General features: G+C 53.8%; 20 protein-coding genes. 13 read left to right on the forward strand and 7 right to left on the reverse strand.

Going from position 1 to position 26,070, the window contains the following annotated elements:
* The first annotated feature begins 1,010 nt into the window (after positions 1 to 1,010).
* From AACZ40_RS16505 to AACZ40_RS16515, 3 genes are all read left to right on the forward strand, one after another.
* Positions 1,011 to 3,278, forward strand: a complete 2,268-nt coding sequence (locus AACZ40_RS16505; protein ID WP_291174342.1) for a PVC-type heme-binding CxxCH protein — start codon at positions 1,011 to 1,013, stop codon at positions 3,276 to 3,278.
* On the forward strand, positions 3,190 to 4,080 hold the full coding sequence (locus AACZ40_RS16510; RefSeq protein WP_291174341.1) for a c-type cytochrome: 891 nt from the start codon (positions 3,190 to 3,192) through the stop codon (positions 4,078 to 4,080). The genes AACZ40_RS16505 and AACZ40_RS16510 overlap by 89 nt, the downstream gene beginning before the upstream one ends.
* A 73-nt stretch (positions 4,081 to 4,153) precedes the next feature.
* Complete coding sequence (locus AACZ40_RS16515) at positions 4,154 to 5,218, forward strand: isochorismatase family protein (RefSeq protein ID WP_291174339.1); 1,065 nt, start codon at positions 4,154 to 4,156, stop codon at positions 5,216 to 5,218.
* Between the two features lie 42 nt (positions 5,219 to 5,260).
* On the opposite strand, the gene AACZ40_RS16520 is transcribed toward AACZ40_RS16515, so the two are convergent.
* From AACZ40_RS16520 to AACZ40_RS16530, 3 genes are all read right to left on the reverse strand, one after another.
* A complete protein-coding gene (locus tag AACZ40_RS16520; RefSeq protein ID WP_291174338.1) occupies positions 5,261 to 5,923 on the reverse strand; it encodes a trimeric intracellular cation channel family protein in 663 nt (220 codons plus the stop codon).
* Between the two features lie 153 nt (positions 5,924 to 6,076).
* Positions 6,077 to 6,712 (reverse strand): YdeI/OmpD-associated family protein, encoded by a 636-nt coding sequence (locus AACZ40_RS16525; protein WP_291174336.1) that lies wholly within the window; start codon positions 6,710 to 6,712, stop codon positions 6,077 to 6,079.
* A gap of 85 nt (positions 6,713 to 6,797) precedes the next feature.
* Positions 6,798 to 7,634 (reverse strand): sugar phosphate isomerase/epimerase family protein, encoded by an 837-nt coding sequence (locus AACZ40_RS16530; RefSeq protein WP_291174334.1) that lies wholly within the window; start codon positions 7,632 to 7,634, stop codon positions 6,798 to 6,800.
* Positions 7,635 to 7,784: 150 nt separating this feature from the next.
* On the opposite strand from AACZ40_RS16530, the gene AACZ40_RS16535 reads away from it, so the two are divergent.
* Entirely contained in the window at positions 7,785 to 9,566 is a 1,782-nt protein-coding gene (locus AACZ40_RS16535; RefSeq protein WP_291174332.1) for a tetratricopeptide repeat protein, read from the forward strand.
* A gap of 353 nt (positions 9,567 to 9,919) precedes the next feature.
* Positions 9,920 to 10,423: a hypothetical protein gene (locus AACZ40_RS16540; RefSeq protein ID WP_291174330.1), complete on the forward strand. Its 504-nt coding sequence runs from the start codon at positions 9,920 to 9,922 to the stop codon at positions 10,421 to 10,423.
* 21 nt (positions 10,424 to 10,444) lie between these two features.
* Here the strand turns inward: AACZ40_RS16540 and AACZ40_RS16545 are convergent, their stop codons facing one another.
* Positions 10,445 to 11,290 (reverse strand): transglutaminase-like domain-containing protein, encoded by an 846-nt coding sequence (locus tag AACZ40_RS16545; protein ID WP_291174328.1) that lies wholly within the window; start codon positions 11,288 to 11,290, stop codon positions 10,445 to 10,447.
* 437 nt (positions 11,291 to 11,727) lie between these two features.
* Here AACZ40_RS16545 and tyrS point away from each other — a divergent pair, with 437 nt between their 5' ends.
* Together tyrS and AACZ40_RS16555 are read left to right on the forward strand one after the other, a co-directional pair.
* Positions 11,728 to 12,951, forward strand: a complete 1,224-nt coding sequence (gene tyrS, locus AACZ40_RS16550) for a tyrosine--tRNA ligase (RefSeq protein ID WP_291174327.1) — start codon at positions 11,728 to 11,730, stop codon at positions 12,949 to 12,951.
* Between the two features lie 194 nt (positions 12,952 to 13,145).
* Complete coding sequence (locus AACZ40_RS16555; RefSeq protein ID WP_291174325.1) at positions 13,146 to 14,222, forward strand: Gfo/Idh/MocA family oxidoreductase; 1,077 nt, start codon at positions 13,146 to 13,148, stop codon at positions 14,220 to 14,222.
* A 440-nt stretch (positions 14,223 to 14,662) separates the two neighbouring features.
* Here the strand turns inward: AACZ40_RS16555 and AACZ40_RS16560 are convergent, their stop codons facing one another.
* Complete coding sequence (locus AACZ40_RS16560; protein ID WP_291174322.1) at positions 14,663 to 15,319, reverse strand: type II CAAX endopeptidase family protein; 657 nt, start codon at positions 15,317 to 15,319, stop codon at positions 14,663 to 14,665.
* 273 nt (positions 15,320 to 15,592) lie between these two features.
* On the opposite strand from AACZ40_RS16560, the gene AACZ40_RS16565 reads away from it, so the two are divergent.
* Genes AACZ40_RS16565 through AACZ40_RS16580 form a run of 4 tightly spaced genes read left to right on the forward strand, consistent with a single transcriptional unit; the run spans position 15,593 to position 20,437 of the window.
* The gene (locus AACZ40_RS16565; RefSeq protein WP_291174320.1) at positions 15,593 to 16,642 is read left to right on the forward strand and encodes a rod shape-determining protein; all 1,050 of its coding nucleotides are present in this window, start codon (positions 15,593 to 15,595) and stop codon (positions 16,640 to 16,642) included.
* A gap of 17 nt (positions 16,643 to 16,659) precedes the next feature.
* Entirely contained in the window at positions 16,660 to 17,625 is a 966-nt protein-coding gene (locus AACZ40_RS16570; RefSeq protein WP_291174318.1) for a rod shape-determining protein MreC, read from the forward strand.
* Positions 17,626 to 17,639: 14 nt separating this feature from the next.
* Entirely contained in the window at positions 17,640 to 18,173 is a 534-nt protein-coding gene (locus AACZ40_RS16575) for a hypothetical protein (RefSeq protein ID WP_291174316.1), read from the forward strand.
* An 11-nt stretch (positions 18,174 to 18,184) separates the two neighbouring features.
* Positions 18,185 to 20,437 (forward strand): penicillin-binding transpeptidase domain-containing protein, encoded by a 2,253-nt coding sequence (locus AACZ40_RS16580; protein WP_291174314.1) that lies wholly within the window; start codon positions 18,185 to 18,187, stop codon positions 20,435 to 20,437.
* A 12-nt stretch (positions 20,438 to 20,449) separates the two neighbouring features.
* Here AACZ40_RS16580 and AACZ40_RS16585 read toward each other — a convergent pair whose 3' ends face one another.
* On the reverse strand, positions 20,450 to 22,132 hold the full coding sequence (locus tag AACZ40_RS16585; protein WP_291174311.1) for an alkaline phosphatase: 1,683 nt from the start codon (positions 22,130 to 22,132) through the stop codon (positions 20,450 to 20,452).
* Between the two features lie 403 nt (positions 22,133 to 22,535).
* On the opposite strand from AACZ40_RS16585, the gene glnA reads away from it, so the two are divergent.
* Together glnA and AACZ40_RS16595 are read left to right on the forward strand one after the other, a co-directional pair.
* Entirely contained in the window at positions 22,536 to 23,948 is a 1,413-nt protein-coding gene (glnA, locus tag AACZ40_RS16590) for a type I glutamate--ammonia ligase (protein WP_291174308.1), read from the forward strand.
* Between the two features lie 183 nt (positions 23,949 to 24,131).
* Complete coding sequence (locus AACZ40_RS16595; protein WP_291174306.1) at positions 24,132 to 25,484, forward strand: carbon-nitrogen hydrolase family protein; 1,353 nt, start codon at positions 24,132 to 24,134, stop codon at positions 25,482 to 25,484.
* Between the two features lie 49 nt (positions 25,485 to 25,533).
* On the opposite strand, the gene AACZ40_RS16600 is transcribed toward AACZ40_RS16595, so the two are convergent.
* A partial coding sequence (locus AACZ40_RS16600) for a hypothetical protein (RefSeq protein WP_339675079.1) occupies positions 25,534 to 26,070 on the reverse strand: 537 nt, incomplete at its 5' end.

The raw sequence follows: 26,070 nt of genomic DNA on the forward strand, positions 1-26,070 counted from the left end.
CTCTGTCAACCCGTATCGCCACATGATATTGTTCATCCCCCTTGACGCCCCCATGACTTTCCCCAAAATAATCCACCATGAATAACCCCACATGCAACGAAACCACAGACCACAGAAAACGAACCCCAGTTCCACAGATCGAACACCAGAATGAACCCACAAAGACAACAAGTTTTCAATGTCCCCTCCCCCGAGCGCGTGCCACTGTCGGCTTGCCCGACCGTATGCGAACAACCAGCCCGCCATCTAATAAAACAGGGTGAGCCCGAATAAAATTCGGGCCGAGCACAGCGAGCAGGAGGTCACAGCTAATGCGTTCATTTCAGCATCAGGATTCCCATACAAATTCGGCACCGTCGGTCAAGCCGAGCGGTGGCACACGGCAACTTCAATATTAATCGTAATGTGTCCTGCAAAAACAGACGTCCTGGTGGCACCGTTGGCCTGCCCAACGGTGAAGGTATTAACGTCTCTTTACCCGTTTCACAAAGCATTATAAAAGAAGTCCCCCACTCCCCGCAGATGAAAATCCCGAACTACTGAAAGATCAAAAGCAGGATCAAAAAGGTGTGCTCGATATTCATCGTAGATCACCCCAGATCAGCCTCGTTTTTCCCGGTTCGCAAAAACCGCGGCTAACGCCGTTCGGCTAATTTTTGAGAAAGAATGGGTCAGCTCGAATGCAATCCGGGCCGAGCAGCAGGTCGCAGCTGCCATGTACAATCCGGAACCAAAGTTTCCACACCTGTTCGATCAGGCCGGACAAGTCGGGCACCTGCAAACATCCTTTAGTGCTTATCCCATTCACCCTGACATCTCTCAATCTGTGATACTCGATTCCAACGCTCCTGGAGACGCTGTAGCAAAACGGGAGACAGTCTAAAACAGTAATAAGTGGTAGCTTCACTTGATCACAACTGGTAAAGTGAGAGAGCAAAAATTCGCGGCAGGCTGATGCTGCTCAAGCTGGCATGAGGGTGTCCCCACACGTTCGATCACAGGGAGAAACAATGCATTTTGCAGCTGTATTCAAGCGGGAATTCTTTCTGATGCGTTTTATTATCTTCGCGGTTCTTGTCTGGCATACCTCGGAAGTGTGCTCTCTCGCCCAGGGTTATCCGCCCGGCGAAGCAGTCGAGCGGATGACGGTAGCTGCAGGATTTAAAGTGGAACTGGTCGCTGCAGAACCACTGGTCCGCCAGCCGGTGGCCATTGACTTTGATGACCAGGGGCGGCTCTGGGTGCTGCAGTACCTGCAGTATCCCAATCCCGCGGGACTGAAACGGGTCAAGGTCGATCGCTTCTCACGGACCACTTATGACCGGATTCCCGAGCCTCCGCCTGCTGGACCGAAAGGCGCGGATCGTCTGACGATCCTGGAAGATACCAACGGCGATGGTCAATTCGATCAAGCGAAAGATTTTATCAGCGATCTGAATATCGCGTCCGGCTTTGCCTTCGGACATGGCGGCATATTTGTGCTGCAGACGCCGTACCTGCTCTTCTATCCCGATCGCAACCGCGATGACATTCCCGACGGCGATCCTGAAGTGCTGCTGAAAGGGTTCGGCATGGAAGATACCAGTTCGGTCGCCAATTCACTGGTCTGGGGGCCCGATGGCTGGCTGTATGGAACACAGGGAACCAACATCACCGCGAACATCCGTGGCATTGAATTCGAACAGGGAGTCTGGCGTTATCATCCGGTGAGCAGGAAATTCGAACTGTTCATGGAAGGGGGCGGCAATATGTGGGGGCTGGATTTCGACCGGTATGGTCAACTTCTGGCGGGCACCAACTACGGCGGCTACCTGATGTTTCACGTAGTCCAGGGAGCCTACTATGCAAAATCGTTCGCCAAACATGGGGAGCTGCATAATCCGTTTGCGCTGGGCTACTTTCAGCATGTGCCTCACAAAAACTTTCAGGGGGGACACGTCACCGTGGGCGGCATTCTGTATCAGGGCGATCAGTTCCCCGCGCCCTATCGCAATAAGTATATCGCCGTCGATACCCTCGGACACGCGATTCGCTGGCATCACACATTACCGGATCAGTCCACGTTCCGCAGTGAAAATGGGGGCGTGCTTTTGCAGGCTAACGATACCTGGTTTGCCCCCAGCGATGCGATTCAGGGACCCGACGGTGCTGTCTACATCGCAGACTGGCACGATCAACGAACCGCACACCCCGACCCGGATGCCAGCTGGGATCGCAGCAACGGACGCGTGTTTCGCATCAGCCATCAGTCAGCTAAACCGGCCCCCCACATTGATCTCCACTCGCTTTCCAGCCGGGAACTGATCGACCAGTTGAGCAGCACGAATTCGTGGCAGGTCAGACGCGCACGCCGTATCCTGGCAGAGCGACGCGATACGCAAGTCATTGATCAACTCAGATCGCTGTCACAGAATCCGGACGATTCATCTCTCGCTTTGCAGGCGCTCTGGACGTTAAACGCGGTGGGTGCCTTTGATCAAAGTCGGGAAGGCAGTCTGCTCACACACCAGGATCCCCACATCAGGGCCTGGACGATTCGATTCATTGGTGATAACAATCTGGTTTCTCCAGAGAACTGGAAGAAACTGTTATCGATTGTCAAAACTGATGACAGCCCGACTGTCATCAGTCAACTGGCCAGTTCGGCTAAACGGCTTCCTGCAGAGCAGTGCATTACGCTGGTACGCACGTTATTGGATCGCAGTGAATTCAGAAACGATCCCCATATTCCCCTGCTACTCTGGTGGGCGCTGGAACGATATTCAATTTCCAGTCTGGAAGCGGTACTGCAAACGTTTTCGCGGCCGGAAGACTGGCAGAATCCTTTTCTGCGGGACGTGATCCTGGGACGCCTGATGCGGCGGTTTGCCGGTGAAGGCAGCGATGCCAGTCTGGCCGCCTGTGCCCGGTTGCTGGCCACGGCTCCTGAAGGATCCGAGCGCAGGCGGATGCTCAGCGAGTTGGATGCGGGCTTGAAAATGCTGGGCCGCGAACGCCTGCCCGGACTCCCCCTGGGACCAAAGTACGGCAGTATCGCCGCGATCAACCGTGTGCAGAAATCGGAGCAGGTCAAGCGGCTCAAAACGCTTCCCCCGGAACTCGCCGATCAGCTCGCCACGATCTGGAACGATAATACCACCGACGCTCTTATCATCCGCGTCGCCATACGGCTGGGAAACAAAGCCGCCCATGATCGCGCGCTGGCCCTGGTGGCGGACAGGAATCAAACGGAGAACACACGCCTGGAGATGCTGGCGGATCCTGCAGGAACTGGGTGAGTCAACAGAGTGTCGGGATACCGTATTGAAGCTGGTAAACGGTTCTGAAACGCCGGCCATTCAACTGGCGGCACTCAATCTGTTAAGCCGTTTTTCAGACGAACAGATCACGAAACGTCTGCTGGTGCAATATGCGAAGATGGATGCGCGACTGCGATCACAGACCCGTGATGTTTTACTGGGCCGCGCTGATTCTGCGTTCGCGTTTTTACAGGAAATCGAGCGCGGCACTTATCCACCGGACGAAGTCTCTGCTGGCCAGTTACGACAGGTTGCTTTTCACAACGATGAACGGCTGAATGCCATGGTGCGAAAGCACTGGGGCAACATTCGCGCCGGAACTCCAGAAGAAAAACTGGCGGAAATCAGGCGCATTTCCAATGACCTGCGTGCCGGTTCGGGAAATGTTGCTCACGGAAAACTGCTGTTCGAGCAACAGTGTGCCACCTGCCATAAGCTGTTTGACGATGGTAAAGAGATCGGGCCGGACCTCACCAAGGCCAATCGTCAGGACCAGAGTTATCTGCTGGTCAGCATTGTCGATCCCAACACGCAGATTCGCAAAGAGTACTTGAACTATGTCCTGGTCACCGTCAACGGACGCGTGCTGAATGGACTGCTGGTGGAAGAAAGCCCCGCAAGTGTCACGCTGCTCAATGCGAAAAATGAACGCACCACGGTCGGCAGAGAGGACATTGAGGAACTCAAAGCCTCTCCCGTCTCGCTGATGCCCGAAGACCTGCTGAAAAAACTGACACCTCAGCAGGTGCGTGATCTGTTCCAGTATTTACAGCAGAAATGATAGAGTCAAAGTATCAGGCGCTTCGGTTCAGACAGCTCACATCCTTCTAAGGTTACTCAGGGAAAAAAAAACGATGATACAGCTTCGAAATGTTTCCGGCTTGTGCCTCGCATTAATCTGGTTGTCCATTTGTCAGTCTGTTTCTGCCGACGAACCGGCGCGGGTGTATCAGAACCGGTTGAAACTGCTCAAGAATCCGGAGCCGCTGCTGGCAGACTATCCCGAGTTTGTTCAGCCGATTGAAGAAGTTCGCCGATTTGAAGCGCCGCTGCTGGTCGACGATGCAGGAGCCGACCTGAGTGTGCGTGCCTGGCGATTCTCGTACAATGCGCGGGGCATCATCGAGATGCCGAACCGGCTGCGCGCGGATAAGACCGCCGTGATTATGGTGCATCCCTGGGGAATTGACGATGGTCAGGGCTGGCGGACTCCCGAGCCGGCGGGGGTCTGTGATTTCTGTACTCCAACGAAAAATCATCTCGCCGCGCAGCATACGCGCACCGTGATAGACCCGTTCCTCAAGCGGATGCGTCCGCAGGTCTCGCTGGTGATGTATAGCCTGATTGCCCCCGTTGATCCCATTCGCAAAAAATTGTATCGCACGTTTGACTACCAGCCGACCGATGAAGAACGGGCGGAAGCAAAGAAGCAGTTGAAAGCCCGACTCGACAGCCTGCCTTACCAGGGAGAACCACTGATTGAGAAACTGACTCTCTCCCGTGATCGCCCCGTGATCGATTACTTCCGCCAGTTCCCTGGTCTGATGTCCGGTGATCAGTATAACGGCGCCGGATTCTGGAACGTGCCGGTCCCGGTGACCGCGGATGTCACCGTGCATAAAGACGATGTGCTGATTTTTGACCAGGAAGGGTATGAGCCTCTGAAGAAGTTCCTCAACAAGCACGGCATTCGACACATCCTGCTGACCGGATATGCCACCGATATGTGTTTCTGTAAAACGACCGCCGGATATGAGAACCTCTCGAAAGACTTCAATGTCTTCCTGGTGGGAGATGCCACGCTGGCTACGTTCCCCGCTAATTCAAGTCCGCGTTATGCCACCAACGCACACATTTCCTTTGCTTCCCTCAACCACCTGATCACACAGGTCTCGTGGATCAAGAAACTGGAGAAGTAGACAGTAGTGACAGAAGGAAGAATCCTGTTTACTGCAGGGGCGTCAGTCTTGGGGTGTATGGGTGTCAGTGTGCCTGGATTGCGTGGCCAGCCAGAGGGGGACGTGCAGATCCCAGTAGATAGCAGAACCGCGAAGTAAGAGGATGAGTGAGGAACAGGCGACCCCAATCAGGACGGCGTGTGTCGGGAGCCAAGTCAGCAGCATGACATACAGAATACAGCCGCAGGTGACAGGAATGGCATAGAGTTCGCGGCGTTTCAGCAGTGTCGGTTGTCCCGCGAGTACATCCCGCAGCAGGCCGCCGCCAATCGCCGTCAGTACTCCCAGCAGGATCGGCGCGATGGGCATGCCGAAGTCGAGCCACATCACTTTTTGTGCCGCCTGGATCGCAAACATCGAGACGCCCAGTGCGTCGAGGTAAAGCATCGTGCGGTGGATTTCCCTGCGGGTCAGTAGTCGTTCGGTGAGAAAAGCGACGAAACTGGCTGCGAGGGCGACCCAGATATAATTCAGGTCCGCCGCCCAGAAGACGGGCACTCCCAGGATCAAATCGCGGATCGTGCCACCACCGATGGCGGTGATCAGTCCCAGTACACAGGCACCGAAAAAATCGATGCCCCGCGGGGTCACCGCCAGCACACCAGTCACCGCAAAAGCGACCGTTCCCACCATTCCCAGCAGATATTGTAAGGTTGCTACACTCATTGATACCAATTCAGGCAGTCGTTTTCCAGGCCTCACCCACAAATCGCAGAGACCGCTTCATTTTGATTGTGTGCAGTTTGATGCCGGCATGCAATCCCGGCCGCGGATCTGCAGCGAAGTATTCGAAGCAGGTTCACTTCTCTCACGATTTTCTCAGCGGATTGACTTATGCGAGCCGTCGCAGGCGGGCAGTTTTTGAGAGAGGCCGCAGGTGCAGTCGTGGATGCCTTTGCCGTCGAGAATCTGCGGGATATATTTCTCAACCCTGGCTTCCCGTGTTTTCGATTGTTTCGCGGCGGAAAAATGCATCAGGTAGCCACGCTGTCGTCCGGGTGTTAAGGCCTCAAATGCGGTTTGCAGTGCAGGGCTTTCATCCAGCTTCTTTTGAAATTCGGCAGGGATCGGTTCGGCTTCTTTTTTGACGTCGACTTTCAAACCGGCTTTTTCAACTTCAATCGCCTCTGCAATGTAAGCTTTGAGGACCGGTTCCAGTTCGATGATTTCCTGCAGGCTGGTGAACCGCACCACGCGTCCTGCCTGTGTGTTCTCTCCCGGCTTTGTGAGAATGCCCAGGTCATCCTTGAGCAGGGCACCTTTGAAAAAACTGAGCACACAGTTGTCTTTGAAGGCACCAATTAAAGCGACGTTTTTTTTCTGAAACGTGTAACAGGGCGCCCGCCACTTCCATTCTTCGGTGAGCGGAGTGTCCAGCACGATGGCTCTCAGTGTCACCAGTTCTTCCTGCCACTGTCTGGCTTTGCTCAAATATTCATCGACGTCGGGATTCATGTTCCGAGTGATCCTCCAGAATCGAGGGCGTGTATTTCGAAGTTTCAGTTCTGTTTCGTTTTCTTTAAAGCTGCCTTGTCAAAACTCAGTCGAAGAACCCGCATTCCTGCAGATAAACGACGCTCTGTTTGACGCGGTTATGATGTTCTTCCAGGCTGGGGTCCGGTTCGCCGTCGATGCCTTCAATTTCCAGGCTGTAAGGTCCTTCAAAGTTGTGGTCTTCCAGGATGTAGCGAATCTGTAGAAAGTCGATGCCGCCCGCTTCGCCCAGCGTGGTGAAATGCCAGTCTTTGTACTTGCAGAACGAATCTTTCAGATGCACGTGCCTGACATGCTCGACGACTTCCCGCAAAGATTCCAGCACGTCTGCTTGTTGATTGTAGTAATCAATATTGCCCGTATCAAAGTTCAGTTTTAAATGCGGATGATCCAGGTCCTGCATGGTACGCAACATGCCGGCAGCGTTGACGCAGAGACCGGGGTGTGTTTCAAAGCAGTAAGTGATGCCTTGCTGGCCTGCATAATCGCCAATCTCGCGCAGATGCTGATAGAGCGTTTCCCGCTGTGCTTCGTTTTCCAGTTCCCCCGCGCCGCCGACGACCAGGCTGACACCCAGCTGGGATGCCAGATCCAGTTTCTGTTTTGTAATAGCAACAACGCCGGGATCCAGGGGGTTGCCGCTGGTGATGTTGCAACTGGAGAGCTGCACCTGGTGCCGATGCAGGAGTTCCTGCACGCGTTGAATGTCGTCTGCGGTAGATTCGTTCGTGAGCAGCGGGGTTTCCTTGAAGAAAGAAGCCACGCCATGATTTTTTATGTTCAGTTCAATATGCGAGAGACCGGCGTCGCGAATGTGTTCAATCGCGGCGATCGGGCCGAAGCGACCGTAGGAGTTTGTCAGGCAGGAGACGAGAGCGGTCATGCTTTCCACTTTCTATATTAGAGATCGGCGAACCGTTATTGCAGTACTGCTGTAAGAATGTTACTTTGAGCCAGCGACAAATTCAAAGCTATCTGGCCAAAGTCGTTGATCAGAGCTTTTTCCCAGGTAGAAACAGGCACGGGTTCTTACATGGATGAAATTCAGGCACAACTGAAAGCTGCGCTCGCTCACCATCAGGCGGGCGAACTGGATCAGGCTGCGACCATCTATCAGCATGTACTGGCTGCGAATGATCGTCAATGGGAAGCCCGCTATTATCTGGGAACGCTGCAACTGCAGCGCGGGGACCTGGATCAGAGTATCCGCACGTTTCTGCAGGTGGTTCAGCTGCAGCCGGAACTGCCGGACGTGTATAATAATCTGGGCGTGGCCTACCATGCCGCGGGCAAATGGCAGGAAGCGGGGCAGTCCTTTGAGCAGGCCCTTCGCCTGAACCCGCATTACGAGCGTGCTTTTTTTAACCTGGGCTCGCTATTTGAGAGCCGGGGTGCTTTCAGTGAAGCAGTGAAGTGTTATCAGAAAGCACACGATTTAAATACCGGCAACCCCGAAACGCATCACAAACTGGCAGACGCCCTCAAGTCCGCCGGAGAATGGAAGCGAGCCGAAGACATTTACCGGGAACTGCTGGTGGCGACGCCGGGTGACTTTGACCTGTCGATGAAACTGGCTTACGTGCTGGTACTACAGCGTCAGTACCAGGAAGCGATCATGCTGTACGAGTCGATGTTGAAAACCAACCCCGATCACTACCAGATTCTGGTCAGCCTGAGTTATGTGTATGAAGCCGTCGGAAACATTGATGCCGCGATTAAGGCGGCAGAGCGTTCGATTCAAGTCGCACCCACGCAGCCCGAGGGTTATAACAACCTGGGGAATGCGTTAAAGCTGCAGCATGACCTGGAGGGTGCCCGCGAAAACTTCAAAAAAGCGATCAGCCTGCGTCCCGATTTTGCGATGGCAGAATTCAACCTGGCGACAACGCGTCTGCTGCAGGGAGACCTGGCCGCAGGATGGGGAGGTTACGAACGCCGCACGGCCATTGATGCGAGCCCGCCACAGCAATATCCCGGTCAACAGTGGCAGGGAGAACCTTTGACGGGGAAATCGATCTGCCTGTGGTGCGAGCAGGGATTTGGCGACACGCTGCTGTTTCTTCGATTTGCGATCGAACTCAAACAACGGGGCGCTGAACGGGTACTGGTTTTGTGTCAGACGGAACTGGCAGACTTGCTGAAGCAGGTTCCTGAAATCGATCAGGTATTAATCGCCGGCGATCCCCAGCCCGATTGCGATTATCAGTGTGCCCTGTTGAGCGTGCCCCGTTATCTGAAAACCAGCCTGCAGACGATTCCCGCTTCGGTTCCGTTTCTCACTCCGCCTGCAGACCGGCAGGAGTACTGGTCCCGCGTGCTCTCTGAATTAGCGGGGATCAAAGTCGGTTTGAACTGGTGCGGCAACCAGAGCTTTCCGAAAAATGAGCTGCGTTCGATTTCGCTGGAGTCCTTTCTCCCGCTGGGCGAACTGGAAGGCATTCAGCTGATCAGCCTGCAGCAGGTCAACGGTCGCGAGCAGATCGAACCGCTGGAGAAGGAGTGGAATCTCTGGCAGCCGGGACTCGAGTATCGCGCCGAATCAGGCGATTTTTCTGAGACCGCCGCCTTGATGCAGAATCTGGATCTGGTGATCACCACCGATACTGCGGTGGCTCATCTGGCCGGGGCACTGGGGGTGCCTGTCTGGATTCTGGTCTCGCGTCTTCCCGAATGGCGCTGGCTGCTGGAACGCAGCGACAGCCCCTGGTATCCGACGGCGCGGCTGTTTCGCCAGGTGGAACTGGGAGACTGGCAGCCGGTCATTCAGGCGGTGAAAGCGGAGCTGGAACAGACGCTGTCTGAGAAGTCGCAGTGAAATAATTCCAGAATTCAAAATGGAGGGCAATTCCTCGTCTCTGCCTTTCCTGGAAGCGAATGCAGGCTCTAAGTTCAATCAGCGACAGCTTATGCGTGCTGGTCACATTCTGCCGTGTTTACGAAGGATTGCTCCGGTTCCAGCGATTATGCCGGTCTCGTTCTCAATGCGGCTGCGGACGGAATTTGACCCGCTTTTTATTGCGGGCTAAATTAGATTATCTCTCTCCCTGTCTAAAACCCCGTCAGCATTTTTGCAACGAATGCTTGTCTCCCATCCAATATTTCGTTTGATTATCGACAGACAATATCTGTCTGGCTTCAGTTTCATTACGTCTATTTAAGAGCAGATCCATGCGACAAGCCGTGCGAGCCTACCCGAGCGATGTGTTTCCGAAAGCGATTGATGAAGACGAAAATCCCGAATTCTACCAGGAGAAGCGGGCTGCTTTTTTCCGTGAGACGGCCCACGTGCCCTGCCTGCGGCGCATTCCGGAATTAAACAAACTGATCGATTCCGTCGTTGCCAGCTGGTATCTCGAGCCCTCTTCCATCAGCAGCCGCGAATGGCATCGCATCCCCTGCCAGCGATCACTGGGACTGGCTGCTTTCAATCCCCAGACCCGGCAACTCGAATCTGATCTGCAGATCGTCACAGGTCGCAATATTTCGGTGCGGGGAATCTCGTTCACTCATCCGAGCCACATTTATTCACGGGAAGTTGCAGTGACTTTTGACCTGGATCAGCCAGTGCAGGAATTTCTCGTCGTGCGTCTGGCCTGGAGTCGATTCTCGAAAAAACGGAAGTTTCAGAGCGGCGGTCTGTTTCTGTCCCAGATTGAAATCAACGCGGAATGAACAGATTCCTGCAGGCGGATCTCAGTTCCACTGAGCCAGTTCGGCGTGCACTTTCTGCAGCATCAGCTTGATATCCAGTTGCTCCGATTCGGGACAGCTTTTCAGGCAGCTGGTCAGCAGGTCGGCTGCGAGCCCCAGTTTTTTCGTTTTGAAGCTGAGTGCCGCCAGGTCCTTGCGGTGCGCGTTGGAAAGCGGATTCAAAGCACACAGTCGGCGTTGCACGTTCCAGGCTCTCTGAAAATCTTCGCGCTCTTCGTGAATCCGTTTGAGATTCATCAGCATACGAATAATGATTTCCCTATGCGTGGCCGGCTTTAACAGCCGCAGCAGGACATCGCGTGAAAAATCACCCAGTTCCGCCAGGTGGATGATGCATTCTTTCTCGTTATAGATTCTTCCACTCGAGTACGGATCAATAAACAGCGGCCCCGACTGTGATTCGTATCGCACCAGGAACTGCATGGGGGCGGCAACTCCCTGGATGTCGATCCCCAGTTCATTTCCGACGGCCATATAAATCAGGGAGAGCGCAATCGGCAGACCCTGCCTGGTTTCGATCACATGATTCAGATAACTGCCTTCCGGCTGATGGTAACAGATCGTATTTCCCGCCAGCCCATGCTGCTTGGCCAGGCAGTCGACAAAGCATTTGATCAAAGTCTCATCGTCATTCGCCAGCGCCACTTTCCCGGAGAGTTCACAGGCTCTCTGACGGATCCAGATCTGCACCTGTTCAAACTGCAGATCGGGCTGATCATCGCGGGCCAGTTCCAGCGCAGCGGTCGTCAGATCGATCTGTTTGTCATGCAACAGGAGTTTGGAAAATTCCCGGTCCTGTTTAAACTGGAATATTTGTGAAATGTCCATCAAAGACAAGCTTGGTACTGGAGTGACTGGGGATGAAATTTGCAGGAGGGTATACAATTTGAAAGGCACGTCGCGCCATTCAATATTTGTACCTGAAGATCGGCCCGGGTATCAATGCCAGTATTTTACACAATGCGCAAAAGCATGATTCTTTGTAAAAAACACAACAGGAGGGAACCCGGCCAAAGCGGATCTTATCACAGTCAGTCATCTCCGGTCAAATCGGTTTGAAATAAACGAGTTCCGGTCAGCCGCTTAGACGGTGTCCCGTTTTACTGTCGCGTCTTCAAGGCCATTTGAGCCGGGCATAATAGATTGTGAAACGCGAAGGTTAAATGTGATGCGCTTAGATTGACGCTGGCAGAGGGAGTCGACAAAATGGGCGAATCCCTGGTATGTCAGATTAACATTGTTTGAGAGAGAGTCTGGTAAGTTTAATGCAATTTTTGCCTGTAGAAGAGCAGTTGGCAGTTCTGCGACGTGGTGTGGAAAAGATCGTTCCCGAACAGGAACTGGCCGAAAAGTTAAAATGGAGCCGGGAAACGGGAACGCCGCTGCGGGTGAAATATGGAATCGACCCCACCGGCATCAATCTGCACCTCGGGCACACCGTTCCCATGCGGAAGATGCGCCAGTTCCAGGAGTTGGGGCATCAGGCCGTTATCATCATCGGCAACTATACCGCTCTGGTGGGGGACCCCAGCGGTCGCGATGAGACCCGCGCCCGCCTGACAGCAGATCAGGTGGAAGCGAACGCCGTCGATTACCTGAATCAGGTCGGTAAAGTCATCGATCTGGAGAATGCGGAAGTCGTGCGCAACGGCGACTGGTTCAGCAAAATGAACTTCGCGGATATCCTCGAACTCTGCAGCAAAGTCACCGTCGCCCAACTGCTGACCCGCGATGATTTCTCAAAGCGATACCGCGAAGAAGCCGCCATTTATCTGCACGAATGCCTGTACCCGATCATGCAGGCCTGGGATTCGGTAGAGATCAAGGCCGACATTGAACTGGGGGGCACCGAACAGCTGTATTCTTTCATGCTGGCCCGCGATCTGCAGAAGGACCAGGGACTGCGACAGCAGGTGAGTGTGATGTCACCCATCCTGGTGGGCACGGACGGCGTGCGCCGCATGGGCAAAAGTCTGGGCAACTATATCGGCATCAGCGAATCGCCTTACGAGATGATGAAAAAATTCATGCAGCTCTCTGATGACAGTATGCAGATGTTTTTTGAGCTGCTGACCGATTTTCCTCTCGACGAAGTGCAGCGCATTCTGGCGGGCCACCCCAAAGACGCCAAGGTCACACTCGCCAAAACGATTATCACCGAATATCACGATGCCGCGGCTGCAGAGGAATCCGCCGATCGCTGGCAGCGGGAGATTGGATCGGGGGGAATGCCTGAAGACATTCCCGTCGTAACGATTTCCCAATCCGATTTAAATGAAGATGGAACATTGCCTGCTGCGAATTTGCTTAAGCAACTGGGCCTGTGTGCTTCCACCAGCGATGCCCGGCGTTCGATACAGCAGGGGGGCGCAAAAATGGGTGAAGAAAAACAGAAGATCGAAACCCATGATCAGGCGATTAGAGTGGAATCGGGTCTGTTACTCTGGGTCGGCAAGAAACGGTTCTGCCAGGTGGAACTGGTTGATTGACCTGCGAAGCTGGGGAAAACTTTCACCTTTTGCGGTCAATCAGGGGAAATGATTCCGCGCGGATTGCATTCATAAGAAATTCTTCGTAAAACGATAATTGAAATGTGAATTCCGCGATTTACGTTTTCCCGTTCACAGCGAATGAAGTGAACGGAGACGACTCATTTTTGAACGAAATACAGAAAGCAACAGTAATGGCAACAGGTTTTGGAATTGTCGGCTGTGGCATGATTTCGAATTTTCATGCAAAGGCACTGGAAGAGATTCGCGGTGCCACGCTGGTCGCCTGCTATGATCGATTTGCAGCATCAGCAGATAAATTTGCAGAAGCGAATGGTTGCACCGCCTATCATGATTTGGATGAAATGCTGGCAGATCCCGAAGTGGATGTTGTCACCATCTGCACTCCCAGCGGGGCCCACATGGATCCCGCCGTCGCCGCTGCCAAAGCAGGCAAGCATGTTGTGGTGGAAAAACCACTGGAAATCACGCTCAAACGCTGTGATGCGATTATCGACGCCTGCAAAAAGAACAAGGTTCAGCTGGCGACCATCATGCCTTCCCGCTTCGGTGCCGCCAATCAGGAACTGAAAAAAGCGATCGACAAAGGCCGCTTCGGCAAACTGACTTTAGGCGATACCTATGTCAAATGGTGGCGCACACAGGAATATTACGATTCCGGCGGATGGCGTGGAACCTGGGAAATGGATGGCGGCGGTGCCTACATGAATCAGGCGATTCATAACGTCGACCTGCTGTTCTGGTTCATGGGCGAAGTCGCCGACGTGAACGGCATGACCGGTACCCTGGCTCACAAGCGGATCGAAGTTGAAGATACCGGCGTTGCCACCATTCGATTCAAAAACGGTGCCCTGGGTGTGATTGAAGCAACCACCAGCGTCTTTCCCGGCCTGCTCAAGAAAACCGAAATCTCTGGCACCAAGGGAACCGTGATTATCGAGCAGGACGATGTACTGCACTGGGAGTTCGCCAAAGAAAACGCCCGCGATGAAAAGATCCGCACCGAACTGGCAAAGAAGAGCGGCAACACAGGCGGTGCCAGTGACCCTTCTGCGATCTCTTATGCCGGTCACATGGAACAGCTGAAAGACTTCATCAAGTCGATCAAAACCGGCAAGAAGCCGTTTGTCGATGGAAACGATGGTCGCAAGAGTGTGGAAATCATTCTGGCGATCTACCAGTCTTCCTGGACCGGAAAACAGGTATCGCTGCCTCTGAAACGCGATCCTAAAATTCCGAAAGCAAAATAAAACGGAACGGATGCCAATTGGAAGCAGGACGGGTTAAGGAGAGCCCGTCCTGCTTTTTTATTATATCAATCGTAGTTTCACCCGATGTTCGCTTCTGGTAAGCGGATCTTTGCCTGTGCCCTGACATTCTTCTCTCTCATATTTGGGTGGGCCCGGATGCAATCCGGGCCGAGCGCAGCGAGCAGGAAACTGACAGTGTGACGTTCCTGAAAGTGAACCTCGGTTTGCTCATTGAAGTGTCATGGTGTGAGGTAGGAGAGCATCTCGTCAGTTCATCAATTTGCCCTGACAGTTTCCCGTTGTCTTCGACAACCCCGGATTACATCCGGGCCCACCCATTATGTTTTTCTTTCGTTTGGTTTCGTGGTAGAAAAAAAGGATGGTTTCAGCAGTTCCCAGTGTGGTATGAACCGTGTTCGAATCTCACCACGCGGGATTTATTATTCTGTTTCGTATGCCTGCTCATCGCGTTTCTGCTGGCGATACACGTGCATGATATACATGAAGCACATGAAGTCGTACATGGTATGTGTCGTGACCGGGATCAGCAGATTCTGTGGAGTAAAGAGAATCAGCAGCAGGCTCATGTAGACGCCCATCAGTGTTGCCACAATGACATACAGCCGCGTGATCGAATGTAAAACGCCAAACAGAATGTTGGTGAAGATGATCGCAGCGATCACGCCGTATTGCGTCGCCCAGGATTGCAGCACGCCGCGAAACAGCATCTCTTCACCCAGGCCAATAAAGATGCAGAGGATGAACAGTTCCCAGACTTTACCGTGTTCCACGCGAGGCCCCAGTTCATCAAGCAGGAACTGCTGGATCTGCTGAAATCCTTTGATCGGCAGACGGGCCGTACAGAAAAAAAACAGGTACAGGGGCAGTGCCGCGACGATTCCAATCAGCAGGTCGGTCCAGTTCCAGGTGAGGTTGGCAAGCGGGCTCACACCCAGTCCCCAGCCGACACCAAAGGCAATCACAATAATGCCAATCGAAATCAGAGAGCCACCCAGGATGAATGATTGCTGATCTTGCGCAGTCGTCTCTTCTAAATTTTCTTCTTCATCCCAATCGCTCATAGATCGTTCGTTCACTCTCTCGGTTTCAGGTTTTCAGTGGGATTATAGCACTGCGAATCCCAAATCCAAATGCTGGTGAGTTCGCAGAACCGCCAGGTTTACCTGTCTTTACAGTGTGGTCACCGTTTCGAAACTGCGTATTGCAGAAACTCACCATCTCGAATACATTTTCCCAATCTTAACAGGAAGTTTTGTGAATAGCAGGCGACTCAATAATGGTTTGTTGAGTTTCGATCTTGATTCTGTTCAGCCCCCTTATTCTTTTTAATAAGAAGCGGTAGTGCAAGGATGCTGCACCGTTTACGTCAATGGCTCTGTCCTGATTTGGCGATCGATCTGGGAACGGCGAATACCATCGTCGCGATCCAGGGCGAGGGCATTGCGCTGGATGAACCGTCGGTCGTGGCGCTGCATAAAGGCAGCCGCAAAATCCTGGGCAAAGGAACCGCCGTCGGCAAACTGGCCAAGCAGATGCTGGGCCGCACCCCCGATAGTATCATCGCCGTCCGTCCGCTCAAAGAAGGCGTGATCACCGACTTTGAACTGTGCGAGGCGATGCTCCGCTATTTCATCCACAAGGCCCGTCATCATTCGCGTGGTCTGCGACCCCGGGTTGTCATTGCGGTCCCCGGTAGTATCACGCCTGTAGAAAAACGCGCCGTGTTCAACAGTGCCGAGCGGGCCGGCGCCGGTCGTGTTTACCTGATTGAAGAATCCAAGGCGGCAGGCATCGGTGCCGGACTGCCGATCTCAGAACCGATGGCGAGCATGGTCTGTGACATCGGCGGAGGGACCACGGAAGTCGCCATCATGAGTATGGGCGATACCGTCGTCAGTAATTCCGTGCGTATTGGCGGCGATCGCTGTGATGATGCCATCGTCGAGTACATGAAGCAGCATTTCTCAATGCGGATCGGCGTACAGACTGCTGAGGAGCTGAAGCTGGAACTGGGCAGCGCCTATCCACTGGAACAGGAACTGACGGGCGAAGTCAAAGGCCTGGACATCATCAGCAGCATTCCCCGTAAAGCAATCGTAACCAGCGAAGAGCTGCGCGACGCATTACACGGACCACTGGAATCCATTCTCAACTGCTGCAAACAAACCATCGAACAGTGTAAGCCGGAACTGGTGGCGGACCTGGCTGATAACGGTCTGGTACTCACGGGCGGCGGGGCACTGCTTCGCGGTCTGGCTTATTACATGAGCGAACAACTGGGGATTCCGGTCCGCGTGGATGAGGATCCGCTCCGGACCGTGGCGCGGGGCACCGCGATTTGCCTGGAACATCTCAGCCAGTGGCGGCATGCCTTTGATAACGGCGATGGCGATTTTTAAGGGACGGGCCAGAAATCATGAAACGAGAAACGCGGTTTTCGGAAATCAAACTGGTCCTGCTGGCGCTGCTGGTTGCAGGCAGCCTGTATGCGATGCCGTCTGCTTATTCGAGCCGCCTGTATAATCTGATACGCGATGCAGCCAGACCCGGTTTGACACTGGTACAGCAGATCAAGGTCTGGGAATCGACCGTGGCAAAGCCGGATGCACCCGATCCGCGCGTGGAGCAGCTGGAGCGCCAGTTAACTGAAACGAAGCAGGCCAACCGCAGGCTGGAACTGCAGTCGCTGCAGACAGCCGAAGAATTACATCGTCTCAAACAGACCGGAGTTCCCAACTATCAGACAGAGTCCAGTGATCGACTGCTGGTTCCCGATCTGCTCGAAGCGCAGCTTCTGGGCGAGTCGGCGATCTCACTGTTAAGGGAAGGGCAGTTACTCAACCAGGGGCGCGAGCAGGGAGTCTTTGAATCGTCGTTCGTTCTCGAATCTGATTTCCCCCTCATCGATCAGGGGGCAGCACAGGGAATCAAAACCGGATTTGCCTTGTATGCGGGGCAAGCGGTGATCGGAAAAATCGATGAAGTCGGCAGCTGGACCAGCAGCCTGATTCCCATCACTTCGGTAAAGTACCGTGGCTCCGCCCGCATTGCCCGCCGCACAGAGCAGGGGCTGCAACTCGGAACCGATGGAATCCTGGTCGGCCTGGGTGAAGGCAGATGTGAACTGCTGCAGATTCCGCCCACCGAATCGATTCAAGTCGGGCAGGACGTCTATACGGGAGAAGTCGATCGCGAACTCCCGTTGAGTATGCAGTCCACGCTCGGGCAGCCCATGTATTACGGCCGCATCATTGAAGCGGAACTGCCCCGAGGCGCGCCTTACTGGAAAATTATCATAGAGCCGGCTGTTCAAATATCTGATGTCAAACAGGTCAGTGTGCTGCGACAGATTATCAATCCGCGACGGGTGCTGGCAAACTGAAAGGGCCCCGATTCATGAAACTTTTCAGTCTGATGTTACTGGGATATGTCTGTCTGATTGCACAGATCAGTGTGGTACCGGATCTGAGTCCCGAGGGGTTCCGCCCCAACCTGATCGTGATGGTGACAGGCCTGACGCTGTTCTGGCTTCGCGATTCGCGTGTCATCCTCTGTGGACTGCTGGCGGGCATGGTCTGTGAAACCTTTGACTCCGCGATTCCCGGCACCGGGGCAATGCTGCTCTCAATGCTGATCTGGCTTGCCTGGCGGGTACAGATTCATTTTCAACTCCGCTCACTCTTCAGTCGCTTTGTGATGCTGGCGTTTCTCGCATTTCTGTTTGACAGCCTGTTCCATGTATTAAATCGTCTGGAAGCGGGCGCGAACCTGATTGCGGAGCTGACGCTGCTGCTCCCTCAATCAGCGGGAAACAGTCTGGCGACTGCAACGGTCGGCCTGATCCTGCTGATCGTTTTCAAACTGATGCCCTTTCAACTTCAAGCTTCTACAAGTAATCCTGCCCGTTATAGTCCTCAATATTATCAGTAAATTTGATCTTCATGCGTAATCGTCCCGGCAGTAACCATCCGAATTCAGAAAGCGATGCAGGCGGCAATCCGTTTCAGGTGGATCGTCTGCCCGGGCTGCGGGTCTGTCTGCTCGGGCTGTTTCTGCTGGCGCCGTTGCTGGCAGTGAGCGGACGGTTGCTGTTCATCCAGATGATGAACGCGGAGCATTTTTATTCGCAGTTTGGAAAGACAACCGAATCCTTTGAGACGATCCCCAGTCGCGACGGACGCATTGTTTCCATCGACGGACGCGTGCTGGCGATGGATGTCGAACGCTTCGATTTGCAGGTGCATTACCGCTGGCTGGAAGAGCCGCCCAATGAACGCTGGTTAAAACAGCAGGCACTGACGCTGTTGAAACCCGTCGAGCGGCGACAGAAAGAAAAAGTCGAGGCGGCCCGCGAAAAAGTACTCGCACGGCGTCAACAGTTGTGGGAAGAACTGGCACTGGTCATGCAGGTCCCGCAACAGGAATTGCTGACTTCCGGTAATGAAGTTCAAAGACGGGTGGAAAATATCATCGAGAGTGTGAATGAAAGAGCCGAGCAAAAGCGATTAGAGTCGCAGCCGGTTGAAGTCGCCGATAAATCGACTGAGACCGATTCCGCCGACTATCCACGTGCGTTCTGGAAACTGCTGAAAGAAACATTAACCCGGCCACCGCGACGCCCGCACCGGGAACGGATTGTGGTTCGTGAGGAACTCGATTATCACACCATCAAATCCGAGATTCCGCGTGAAATTGCACTGGCGATCTCCGCCCATCCGGAACACTTTCCCGGAGTGAATATCGAGGTGGCCACCCTCCGCGAATATCCTCAGAAAACGATCGCCCCGCATGAACTGGGAATTCGACATCGCATTGATGAGAAAACCCTGGCCGCCCGACAGGAAAGGTTCCCCCAGGGAGATCCGCTCGATTACCAGGAAGGGGACCGCATCGGCAAAATGGGGATCGAACGCTCTTACGATCGGTACCTGCGTGGCTTGCGCGGCTTGAAACGGGTCGTGAAAAATCGGCAGGGCGAAATCATTCGCAGCGAAGTCATCCGCGAACCCAAGTCAGGCGATGATGTCGTGTTGACGTTGAATACCCAGTTGCAGGGCGAAGTTCAGAATCTGCTGGATCAGTCACTGGACGAACTGGCGCAGCAGAAGGATGAAAACGATACTCCCGTGATTGAACCTTCCACGGGCGGATGCATCGTGGTTCTCGATGTGCGGAGTGGTGCGATTGTGGCAACTGCTTCCGCGCCGCGATACGACCTGAACCTCCTGTTGAATCCATCGCCGGAAGAGTGGCAGGCCGTGCTGGATGATCCGCGGCGTCCCCTGTTTCCGCGGGCCACACAGATGATGCTGCCTCCGGGTTCGACGTTCAAAGCGCTGACTTCGATTGCGATACTGGAAAGTGGCAAGATTGATCCCGATGAGATGTATCCCTGCCGGGGTTATCTGGACCGACCTGATCGACATCGCGACTTTATTTATCGTCACTATGGAGTCGGTCACAACGACATCAATCTGACACAGGCGTTATGCCAGTCCTGTAACGTCTACTTTTTTCAGGCAGCCCGCACGATGGGACCGGAGATGCTCTGTCACTGGGCAGATCAGCTGGGCTTCGGCAAGCCGACCGGCATTGATATTCCCGGCGAGCGCGGCGGTCATCTGCCCGATCCTTCGCCCGACAGGAAAAAAGGGGAGTCGCCCTGGTATCCCGGCGATACGCTGGGTATCGCCATTGGTCAGTCCAGGTTGACGGTCACGCCACTACAGATCGCGCGGCTCATGGCGGTCATTGCCAATAATGGTGAGCTGGTAGTACCGCACCTGGCTTACAGTATTGTTCCCTCGGCTGAGTCGTCAAACACCACCCGGCAGATCATCTCTCATCCCCAGCGTTATGTGAGCGGCATTCATCCGGATTCACTGGAACGGGTCCGCGAAGGCCTGATCGATGTCGTGGCGAATCCCCAGGGGACCGGTTACAAAACAGTGCGGATGAAAGAAATCAGCATCGCCGGTAAAACGGGAACGGCAGAGACCGGCGGCGGAAAGAATGACCATGCCTGGTTTGCCGGTTTTGTACCCGCAACGCGTCCCAAGTATGCGTTTGCCGTGGTCATTGAACACGGCGGTTCCGGCAGTCGCGTCGCGGGACCCGTCGCGCAGAAACTGGTGCGGGCGATGCTGGATACCGGGTTACTACATCCTGCAACAGCCAAACTGCAGGCAAACTGAAACAGGCTGATGCTACTTCGCGTCCTGTTTGGGTTTTGGCGGGATCAATGCTTCCGGCTGATCGATATTCAGATAGTGTCCATGATCGGCGGTGAGAATCACGATGGTTTCATCCCAGTTGCTGTTCTTCTCGACCCAGTCCGTGATGACTTTGAACGCGTCGTCGCCGCTTTTGACAGCGCCGATGGAGTTATCCAGATTGTTATCGTGGTTGGCCCAGTCGACATCTCCGGCTTCGACCAGCAGCCAGAAACCCTGTTTGTTCTGGCTGAGTACGTCGAGTGCCGACTCTGTCATGTCGGCCAGCGTCGGATTCTCTGAGATGTCCGCTGCGGAGTAGGCTTCAGCACGGTTCTTTAAGCCCGGTGCAGGCTGGTAATCTCCGTCAGCGGTCTGGAATGGCAGATGAGCCGCGTATTGATCGACGCCATACACGCCCAGCAGTCGCGTCTTGTTTTTGATGGCAGCAGCCGTAGCCTGTTTCAGACCGGTCTGACCTTTGACATCGGGAGTTCGCAGAGCAACCGTATATTTTCCACCCTGTTTGACGTCTGCTTTCTGAATGGTCTCTTCTGAAATATATTTCCAGCCGGGGACGAAGTTCTTGCCATGCGATTTGCCGCCGGTCGGTTTTTCCATGGTACCGAAGCCGCCACCCAGCACGACATCCATCCCCGGCAGCGCCTGCTGCGGATGGGAGATGGAAGGTTGTCCCAGCAGATCGCGGGCCAGGTCCTGGTAGTCGTTGCGGCTGACATTGTGCGCATAAGCGGCGGCCGGCGTGGCGTGTGTAATGGGAACGCTGGTCACAACGCCGACGGAATAGCCTTTCTCCTGGGCCTCGTGCGCGATCGTAGCAACGGGGGCACCGTTGGGATCGACGTTGATGGCGCTATTGTAAGACTTGATGCCGGTCGTCATGGAGGAAGCGGTATTGGCCGAGTCGGGGTAAGCGTGTTTGCCGTAATTATTGCCGGGGCTGCCGATCAGATACTTTTTATCATTGCCTGCCTTCCAGGGGGTGGGACCTCCTTTTTTCGCATCGTATCCCCCGCGCATTATACCCCCCGGGTTCAAAACTTTCTGACTGTTGACGTCCACGTTAGAACCATCATTGTGAGGTGCCGTCACCATGTAACCAAACTGGCTGGTTCCGTCAGCCGTGTAGTCCTGAAAATGGAAACCGGTTCCCCGGCCGCTGTTGTACTTGTCAGCGGCGTTGTAATACAGGGCCGCGGCACGGGTCGTCTGCCAGTCCATACCATCAAACACAAACAGGATAATATTTTTCTTGCCCGCTTTGAGCGCCGCCTCCTGGATATTATAGAGATTGGTCTGGTCCAGATAGTTGGCTTTCGGGTTCAGTGTGTTCTCAGGGAGAAATCCATAAATGGCTTCGAGTTTTTTTTCGTCTCGATACGGACTGTTTTTCCCTTTGTAAGACTTCAGATTGTAGCCCGGAACACCATTTTGGGTTCCGAAGGTGTAAACCGGGATCAGTCGCAGGGAATGACTGGACCACTGGGTATAGTCATTCGGATCAAAGCCCCAGTGAGCGACCGGGCTTTTTTTATTCTTGATGGCAGTGGTCTGAAGTTTTCGAATGTGATCTTCGGTCGGTTTTTCTGCCAGGGCAGGGGACAGATTGAGAAGCAGGATCAGCGACAACAGGCTGGAAGGAACAGCGAATTTCATGGAAGCCTCTGGATAGATGTAAGCAAAATCGTTCTATACGAAAACCGGCGGGCATAGAAACATTATAGTCCCCGCCTGTTGGTGTTTGTAAAGCGCGTGGTGTGAAGCCTCGGTTAAGTTTCAGGGATTGCCGGTTCTGCAGTACGAGCCGCGCGGTCTGCCGCACGAAAATCCTCTGGATTGGTTTATATGTATAGTATTGAGAGTAGGTCTCCGGAACCGGAAAGAATCAGCCGCGGGGAGCAGGGCAGAACTACCTGGGCTTAAAAATGACATGTACGAACGATACATATTGCCTGATAATTGTGCAAATATTGGGAATGGTATATGTTTTGCATTATTAAGATATTCTGTATTACCATAGAATCTTCAATGAATGAAATACTCAATTCAGGAAAACAAGATGACTCCTCGGGAAGTGCTCGCCCTTTGTCGTGAACGGGAAATTCAGGCCGTCGATTTACGGTTTATGGATTTCCCCGGTACCCAAAAACATTTCACAATTCCTGCTAAGATATTGGTAGAGAAGAGTTTCGAAGATGGTTTTGGTTTCGATGGCTCCTCAATGCGTGGCTGGAAAGCGATTAATGAAAGCGACATGCTGGTTGTGCCTCAGCCGGATACCGCCTTTGTGGACCCTTTTATGTCCAATACGCTGGTGATGACCTGTAATATTCAGGACCCGATAACTCGTGAAGACTATGCCAAAGATCCGCGCAACGTTGCCCGAAAAGCAGAAAGCTACATGCGGTCCACCAAAATCGCCGATGTCGCCAATTTTGGACCCGAGGCGGAGTTCTTCATTTTCGATGACGTGCGTTTCGATCAGAATGAGCACGAATGCTATTACCATGTGGACAGCATCGAAGGGCAGTGGAACCGGGGCAAAGCAGGCAGCACTCAGAACGCCGGCTATAAAATCCGCCATAAGGAAGGATACTTTCCCGTACCTCCCGCGGACACCCTGCAGGAAGCCCGCACCGAGATGATGCTGGCGCTGATGGAATGCGGCGTCGATGTCGAGGCCCAGCATCATGAAGTGGCGACCGGCGGTCAGTGCGAAATCGATATGAAATATGCGCCGCTGTTAAAGACGGCTGACAATCTGTTGCGGTACAAATATATCGTCAAGAACGTCGCCGTCCGACATGGCAAAACCGCCACCTTCATGCCAAAGCCATTATGGAACGACAACGGTTCCGGACTGCATCTGCACATGTCTCTCTGGAAAGAGGGCAAGCCGTTATTTGCCGGTTCACGATACGGCGGACTCAGTGAAATGGGGATGTACGCGATGGGCGGAATCCTCAAACATGCACCCGCGCTGTTTGCCTTCTGCTGCCCCACCACGAACAGTTACAAACGTCTGATTGCCGGGTTTGAAGCGCCCATCAATCTGACTTACAGTTATCGCAATCGATCGGCGGCGATCCGCATTCCCGTGCACAGCCCTCACCCCGAAAACAAACGGTTCGAATTCCGCTGTCCCGATTCCTCCTCCAATCCTTACCTGGCGATGTCGGCCGTGCTGATGGCAATGCTCGACGGAATTCAGAACAAGATCGATCCCGGACAACCACTGGAAAAAGATATCTACGACCTGAAACCGGACGAACTGGCTGAACTTCCCAGCGTACCAGACTCACTCGAACATGCCCTGCAGGCATTACGCGACGATCATAAATTCCTGCTGACCGGTGATGTCTTCACGGAAGATGTGATTGATACGTGGATCTGGTACAAGACCAATCAGGAAGTTGCCGCCCTCCGCGAGCGACCGCATCCCTATGAATTCGCCATGTACTATGACATTTAAGATGTCGGTCCCGGGCTGAAAAACATTCCGCCCCTCGCAATCCGATCCAGATGCGCACGAAGCGAAAACAGCGTTTTTTGCTATGATGAGCAGATAGTTGTGTTACGATATTTGAAGGCAGGACTTTGTCCCTGTTCCGTGTAACCAGCTTCTGAAACGATTTCCGTTCCCGGAGAAGTCCTTATGAAACGTGTGTCAGGCGGTTTGTTTGTTCTTGGTTTGCTGCTTTCCTGTCAGACGGCAAGTGCAGGTGAGCCGGGCTTACACGATGGCTGGCAGGCGATGTCGCCTCGCGAAGAACTGCGGCCCGAGATTACCTGGCAAGCGGATGCAGGCCCCGATCAGCAGGGTGCTTTTCTGATCCAGGCAGATGGCCGGGAAGCCTTGATGGGACATCTGCAGAAGTCATTCCCTGTGGAAGGAGGAAAGACTTATGAATTCACGGCACTGCGAAAAACCGAAGGGATTGACCTGGTTCGTCGTGTCGGTGCAGTCCGTCTGATCTGGCTGGATCAAAACGGGAAGCGAGTCACACGGGATAAACCCTCTTTCGCTTCGTATCGACCGGGAGAACATCCGCGGGCAGAACCCGAATTTCCAGGCGATCAGGAAGCCGTCGCTGGCTGGACGAAAGTTGCCGGCGTCTATCGTGCTCCTGTGAAAGCGGCGCAGGTTCAAGTTGAATTACATTTTCGCTGGGGACCCCCGCATTCCAGGATTCTGTGGAGCAACATCGTTTTAAAACAAACCAGGGATCTGCAACCTCGCATCGTGCGTTTGGCGACAATCCATCATCGGCCCCAGGAGGGAAAAAAGCCGAGTGACAAACCGGCCCAGTTCGCGAAATTGATCGCACAGGCGGCTGAGCAGAAAGCAGATCTGGTTGTTTTGCCGGAATCGATTACCGTCTACGGCACCGGCTTGTCTTATGCGGAAACCGCGGAACCGATTCCCGGCCCCTCTACAAAGTACTTTGGTGAGCTGGCTAAACAACATGACCTGTATATTGTCGTCGGGCTTTATGAACGGGCAGAGCATCTGATTTATAATGTAGCTGTGTTGATGGGCCCCGATGGAAAAATGGTCGGCAAGTATCGCAAAGTCACACTGCCCCGTGGCGAGATCGAAGGGGGCGTTACACCCGGAAATGAGTATCCCGTATTTGAAACCCGTTTCGGAAAGGTCGGCATGATGGTCTGCTACGATGGTTTCTTTCCGGAAGTGGCGCGCGAACTGAGCAAGAACGGAGCCGAGGTCATCGCCTGGCCTGTCTGGGGCTGTAACCCGCTGCTCGGCGCGGCACGTGCCTGCGAGAACCATGTGTACGTCATCAGCAGCACCTACACGGACACCTCTTCCAACTGGATGATCTCGGCTATTTATGGACATGATGGCAAACCGCTGGCACAGGCGAAGGAATGGGGCACGGTCGCGGTCACCGAAGTGGACCTGAATCACCCGCTGTACTGGCAGAGCCTGGGCGATTTTAAATCCCAGATTGAACGACATCGGCCGGTCATCGATCCGAAACCTTGATCGCAGTCGCAAGATATTCAGGTCGTGAGGAATGCTTCAGCAAGTCCGCTTACGGTGCATTCACAACGTTGCCCGTGGTATTGACGGTTACGCCATTATTGTTGGCGGAGAGATCAGGCAGGTCCTGGATTCTGATAATGCCCCCCGCATGTGTCGTGAAGTCAAATGGTTTGTGAGCCGTGTTTCCGAAGATTTGCAGGGAGAGGTCAGAGCCGGCATCTTCCGAATAGATCAGCAGGTCTCCGCTCGTACCGGCACTGTCTGCAAAGTGATTCTGAGTGATCTGCATATTCGCCGCTGCGCCATTGGTGACATCGACACGCACATTAAACTGGTTGGGGCCGATCTTGTTATTGGTGATGAAAAAGTCATGCTTTGTTCCCTGGTTCACCGCGGCAATCAGACCGTAAGCAAAGACGTCGGTGTCGGTGTAGTCTGAGATGATATTATCATTGACGGTGGTCGTCGTGGCACCATTGGTCTGGTAGTTCAGCCAGATTCCTCTGCCCCCCGTGGCATGATCGTCGGTGGCAATCTGATTGCGGGAGATGTCTGTGTTCGCCGATCCATTCAGATAACGGACATG

Origin of the sequence: uncultured Gimesia sp., from assembly GCF_963972345.1 — a bacterium.
Classification (GTDB): domain Bacteria; phylum Planctomycetota; class Planctomycetia; order Planctomycetales; family Planctomycetaceae; genus Gimesia.

Excerpts from the sequence above, each read along its gene's own strand:
- AACZ40_RS16505 (WP_291174342.1), top strand. The coding sequence starts at position 1,011 with ATGCATTTTGCAGCTGTATTCAAGCGGGAATTCTTTCTGATGCGTTTT.
- AACZ40_RS16510 (WP_291174341.1), top strand. The coding sequence starts at position 3,190 with ATGATCGCGCGCTGGCCCTGGTGGCGGACAGGAATCAAACGGAGAACA.
- AACZ40_RS16515 (WP_291174339.1), top strand. The coding sequence starts at position 4,154 with ATGATACAGCTTCGAAATGTTTCCGGCTTGTGCCTCGCATTAATCTGG.
- AACZ40_RS16520 (WP_291174338.1), bottom strand. The coding sequence starts at position 5,923 with ATGAGTGTAGCAACCTTACAATATCTGCTGGGAATGGTGGGAACGGTC.
- AACZ40_RS16525 (WP_291174336.1), bottom strand. The coding sequence starts at position 6,712 with ATGAATCCCGACGTCGATGAATATTTGAGCAAAGCCAGACAGTGGCAG.
- AACZ40_RS16530 (WP_291174334.1), bottom strand. The coding sequence starts at position 7,634 with ATGACCGCTCTCGTCTCCTGCCTGACAAACTCCTACGGTCGCTTCGGC.
- AACZ40_RS16535 (WP_291174332.1), top strand. The coding sequence starts at position 7,785 with ATGGATGAAATTCAGGCACAACTGAAAGCTGCGCTCGCTCACCATCAG.
- AACZ40_RS16540 (WP_291174330.1), top strand. The coding sequence starts at position 9,920 with ATGCGACAAGCCGTGCGAGCCTACCCGAGCGATGTGTTTCCGAAAGCG.
- AACZ40_RS16545 (WP_291174328.1), bottom strand. The coding sequence starts at position 11,290 with ATGGACATTTCACAAATATTCCAGTTTAAACAGGACCGGGAATTTTCC.
- tyrS (WP_291174327.1), top strand. The coding sequence starts at position 11,728 with ATGCAATTTTTGCCTGTAGAAGAGCAGTTGGCAGTTCTGCGACGTGGT.
- AACZ40_RS16555 (WP_291174325.1), top strand. The coding sequence starts at position 13,146 with ATGGCAACAGGTTTTGGAATTGTCGGCTGTGGCATGATTTCGAATTTT.
- AACZ40_RS16565 (WP_291174320.1), top strand. The coding sequence starts at position 15,593 with ATGCTGCACCGTTTACGTCAATGGCTCTGTCCTGATTTGGCGATCGAT.
- AACZ40_RS16570 (WP_291174318.1), top strand. The coding sequence starts at position 16,660 with ATGAAACGAGAAACGCGGTTTTCGGAAATCAAACTGGTCCTGCTGGCG.
- AACZ40_RS16575 (WP_291174316.1), top strand. The coding sequence starts at position 17,640 with ATGAAACTTTTCAGTCTGATGTTACTGGGATATGTCTGTCTGATTGCA.
- AACZ40_RS16580 (WP_291174314.1), top strand. The coding sequence starts at position 18,185 with ATGCGTAATCGTCCCGGCAGTAACCATCCGAATTCAGAAAGCGATGCA.
- AACZ40_RS16585 (WP_291174311.1), bottom strand. The coding sequence starts at position 22,132 with ATGAAATTCGCTGTTCCTTCCAGCCTGTTGTCGCTGATCCTGCTTCTC.
- glnA (WP_291174308.1), top strand. The coding sequence starts at position 22,536 with ATGACTCCTCGGGAAGTGCTCGCCCTTTGTCGTGAACGGGAAATTCAG.
- AACZ40_RS16595 (WP_291174306.1), top strand. The coding sequence starts at position 24,132 with ATGAAACGTGTGTCAGGCGGTTTGTTTGTTCTTGGTTTGCTGCTTTCC.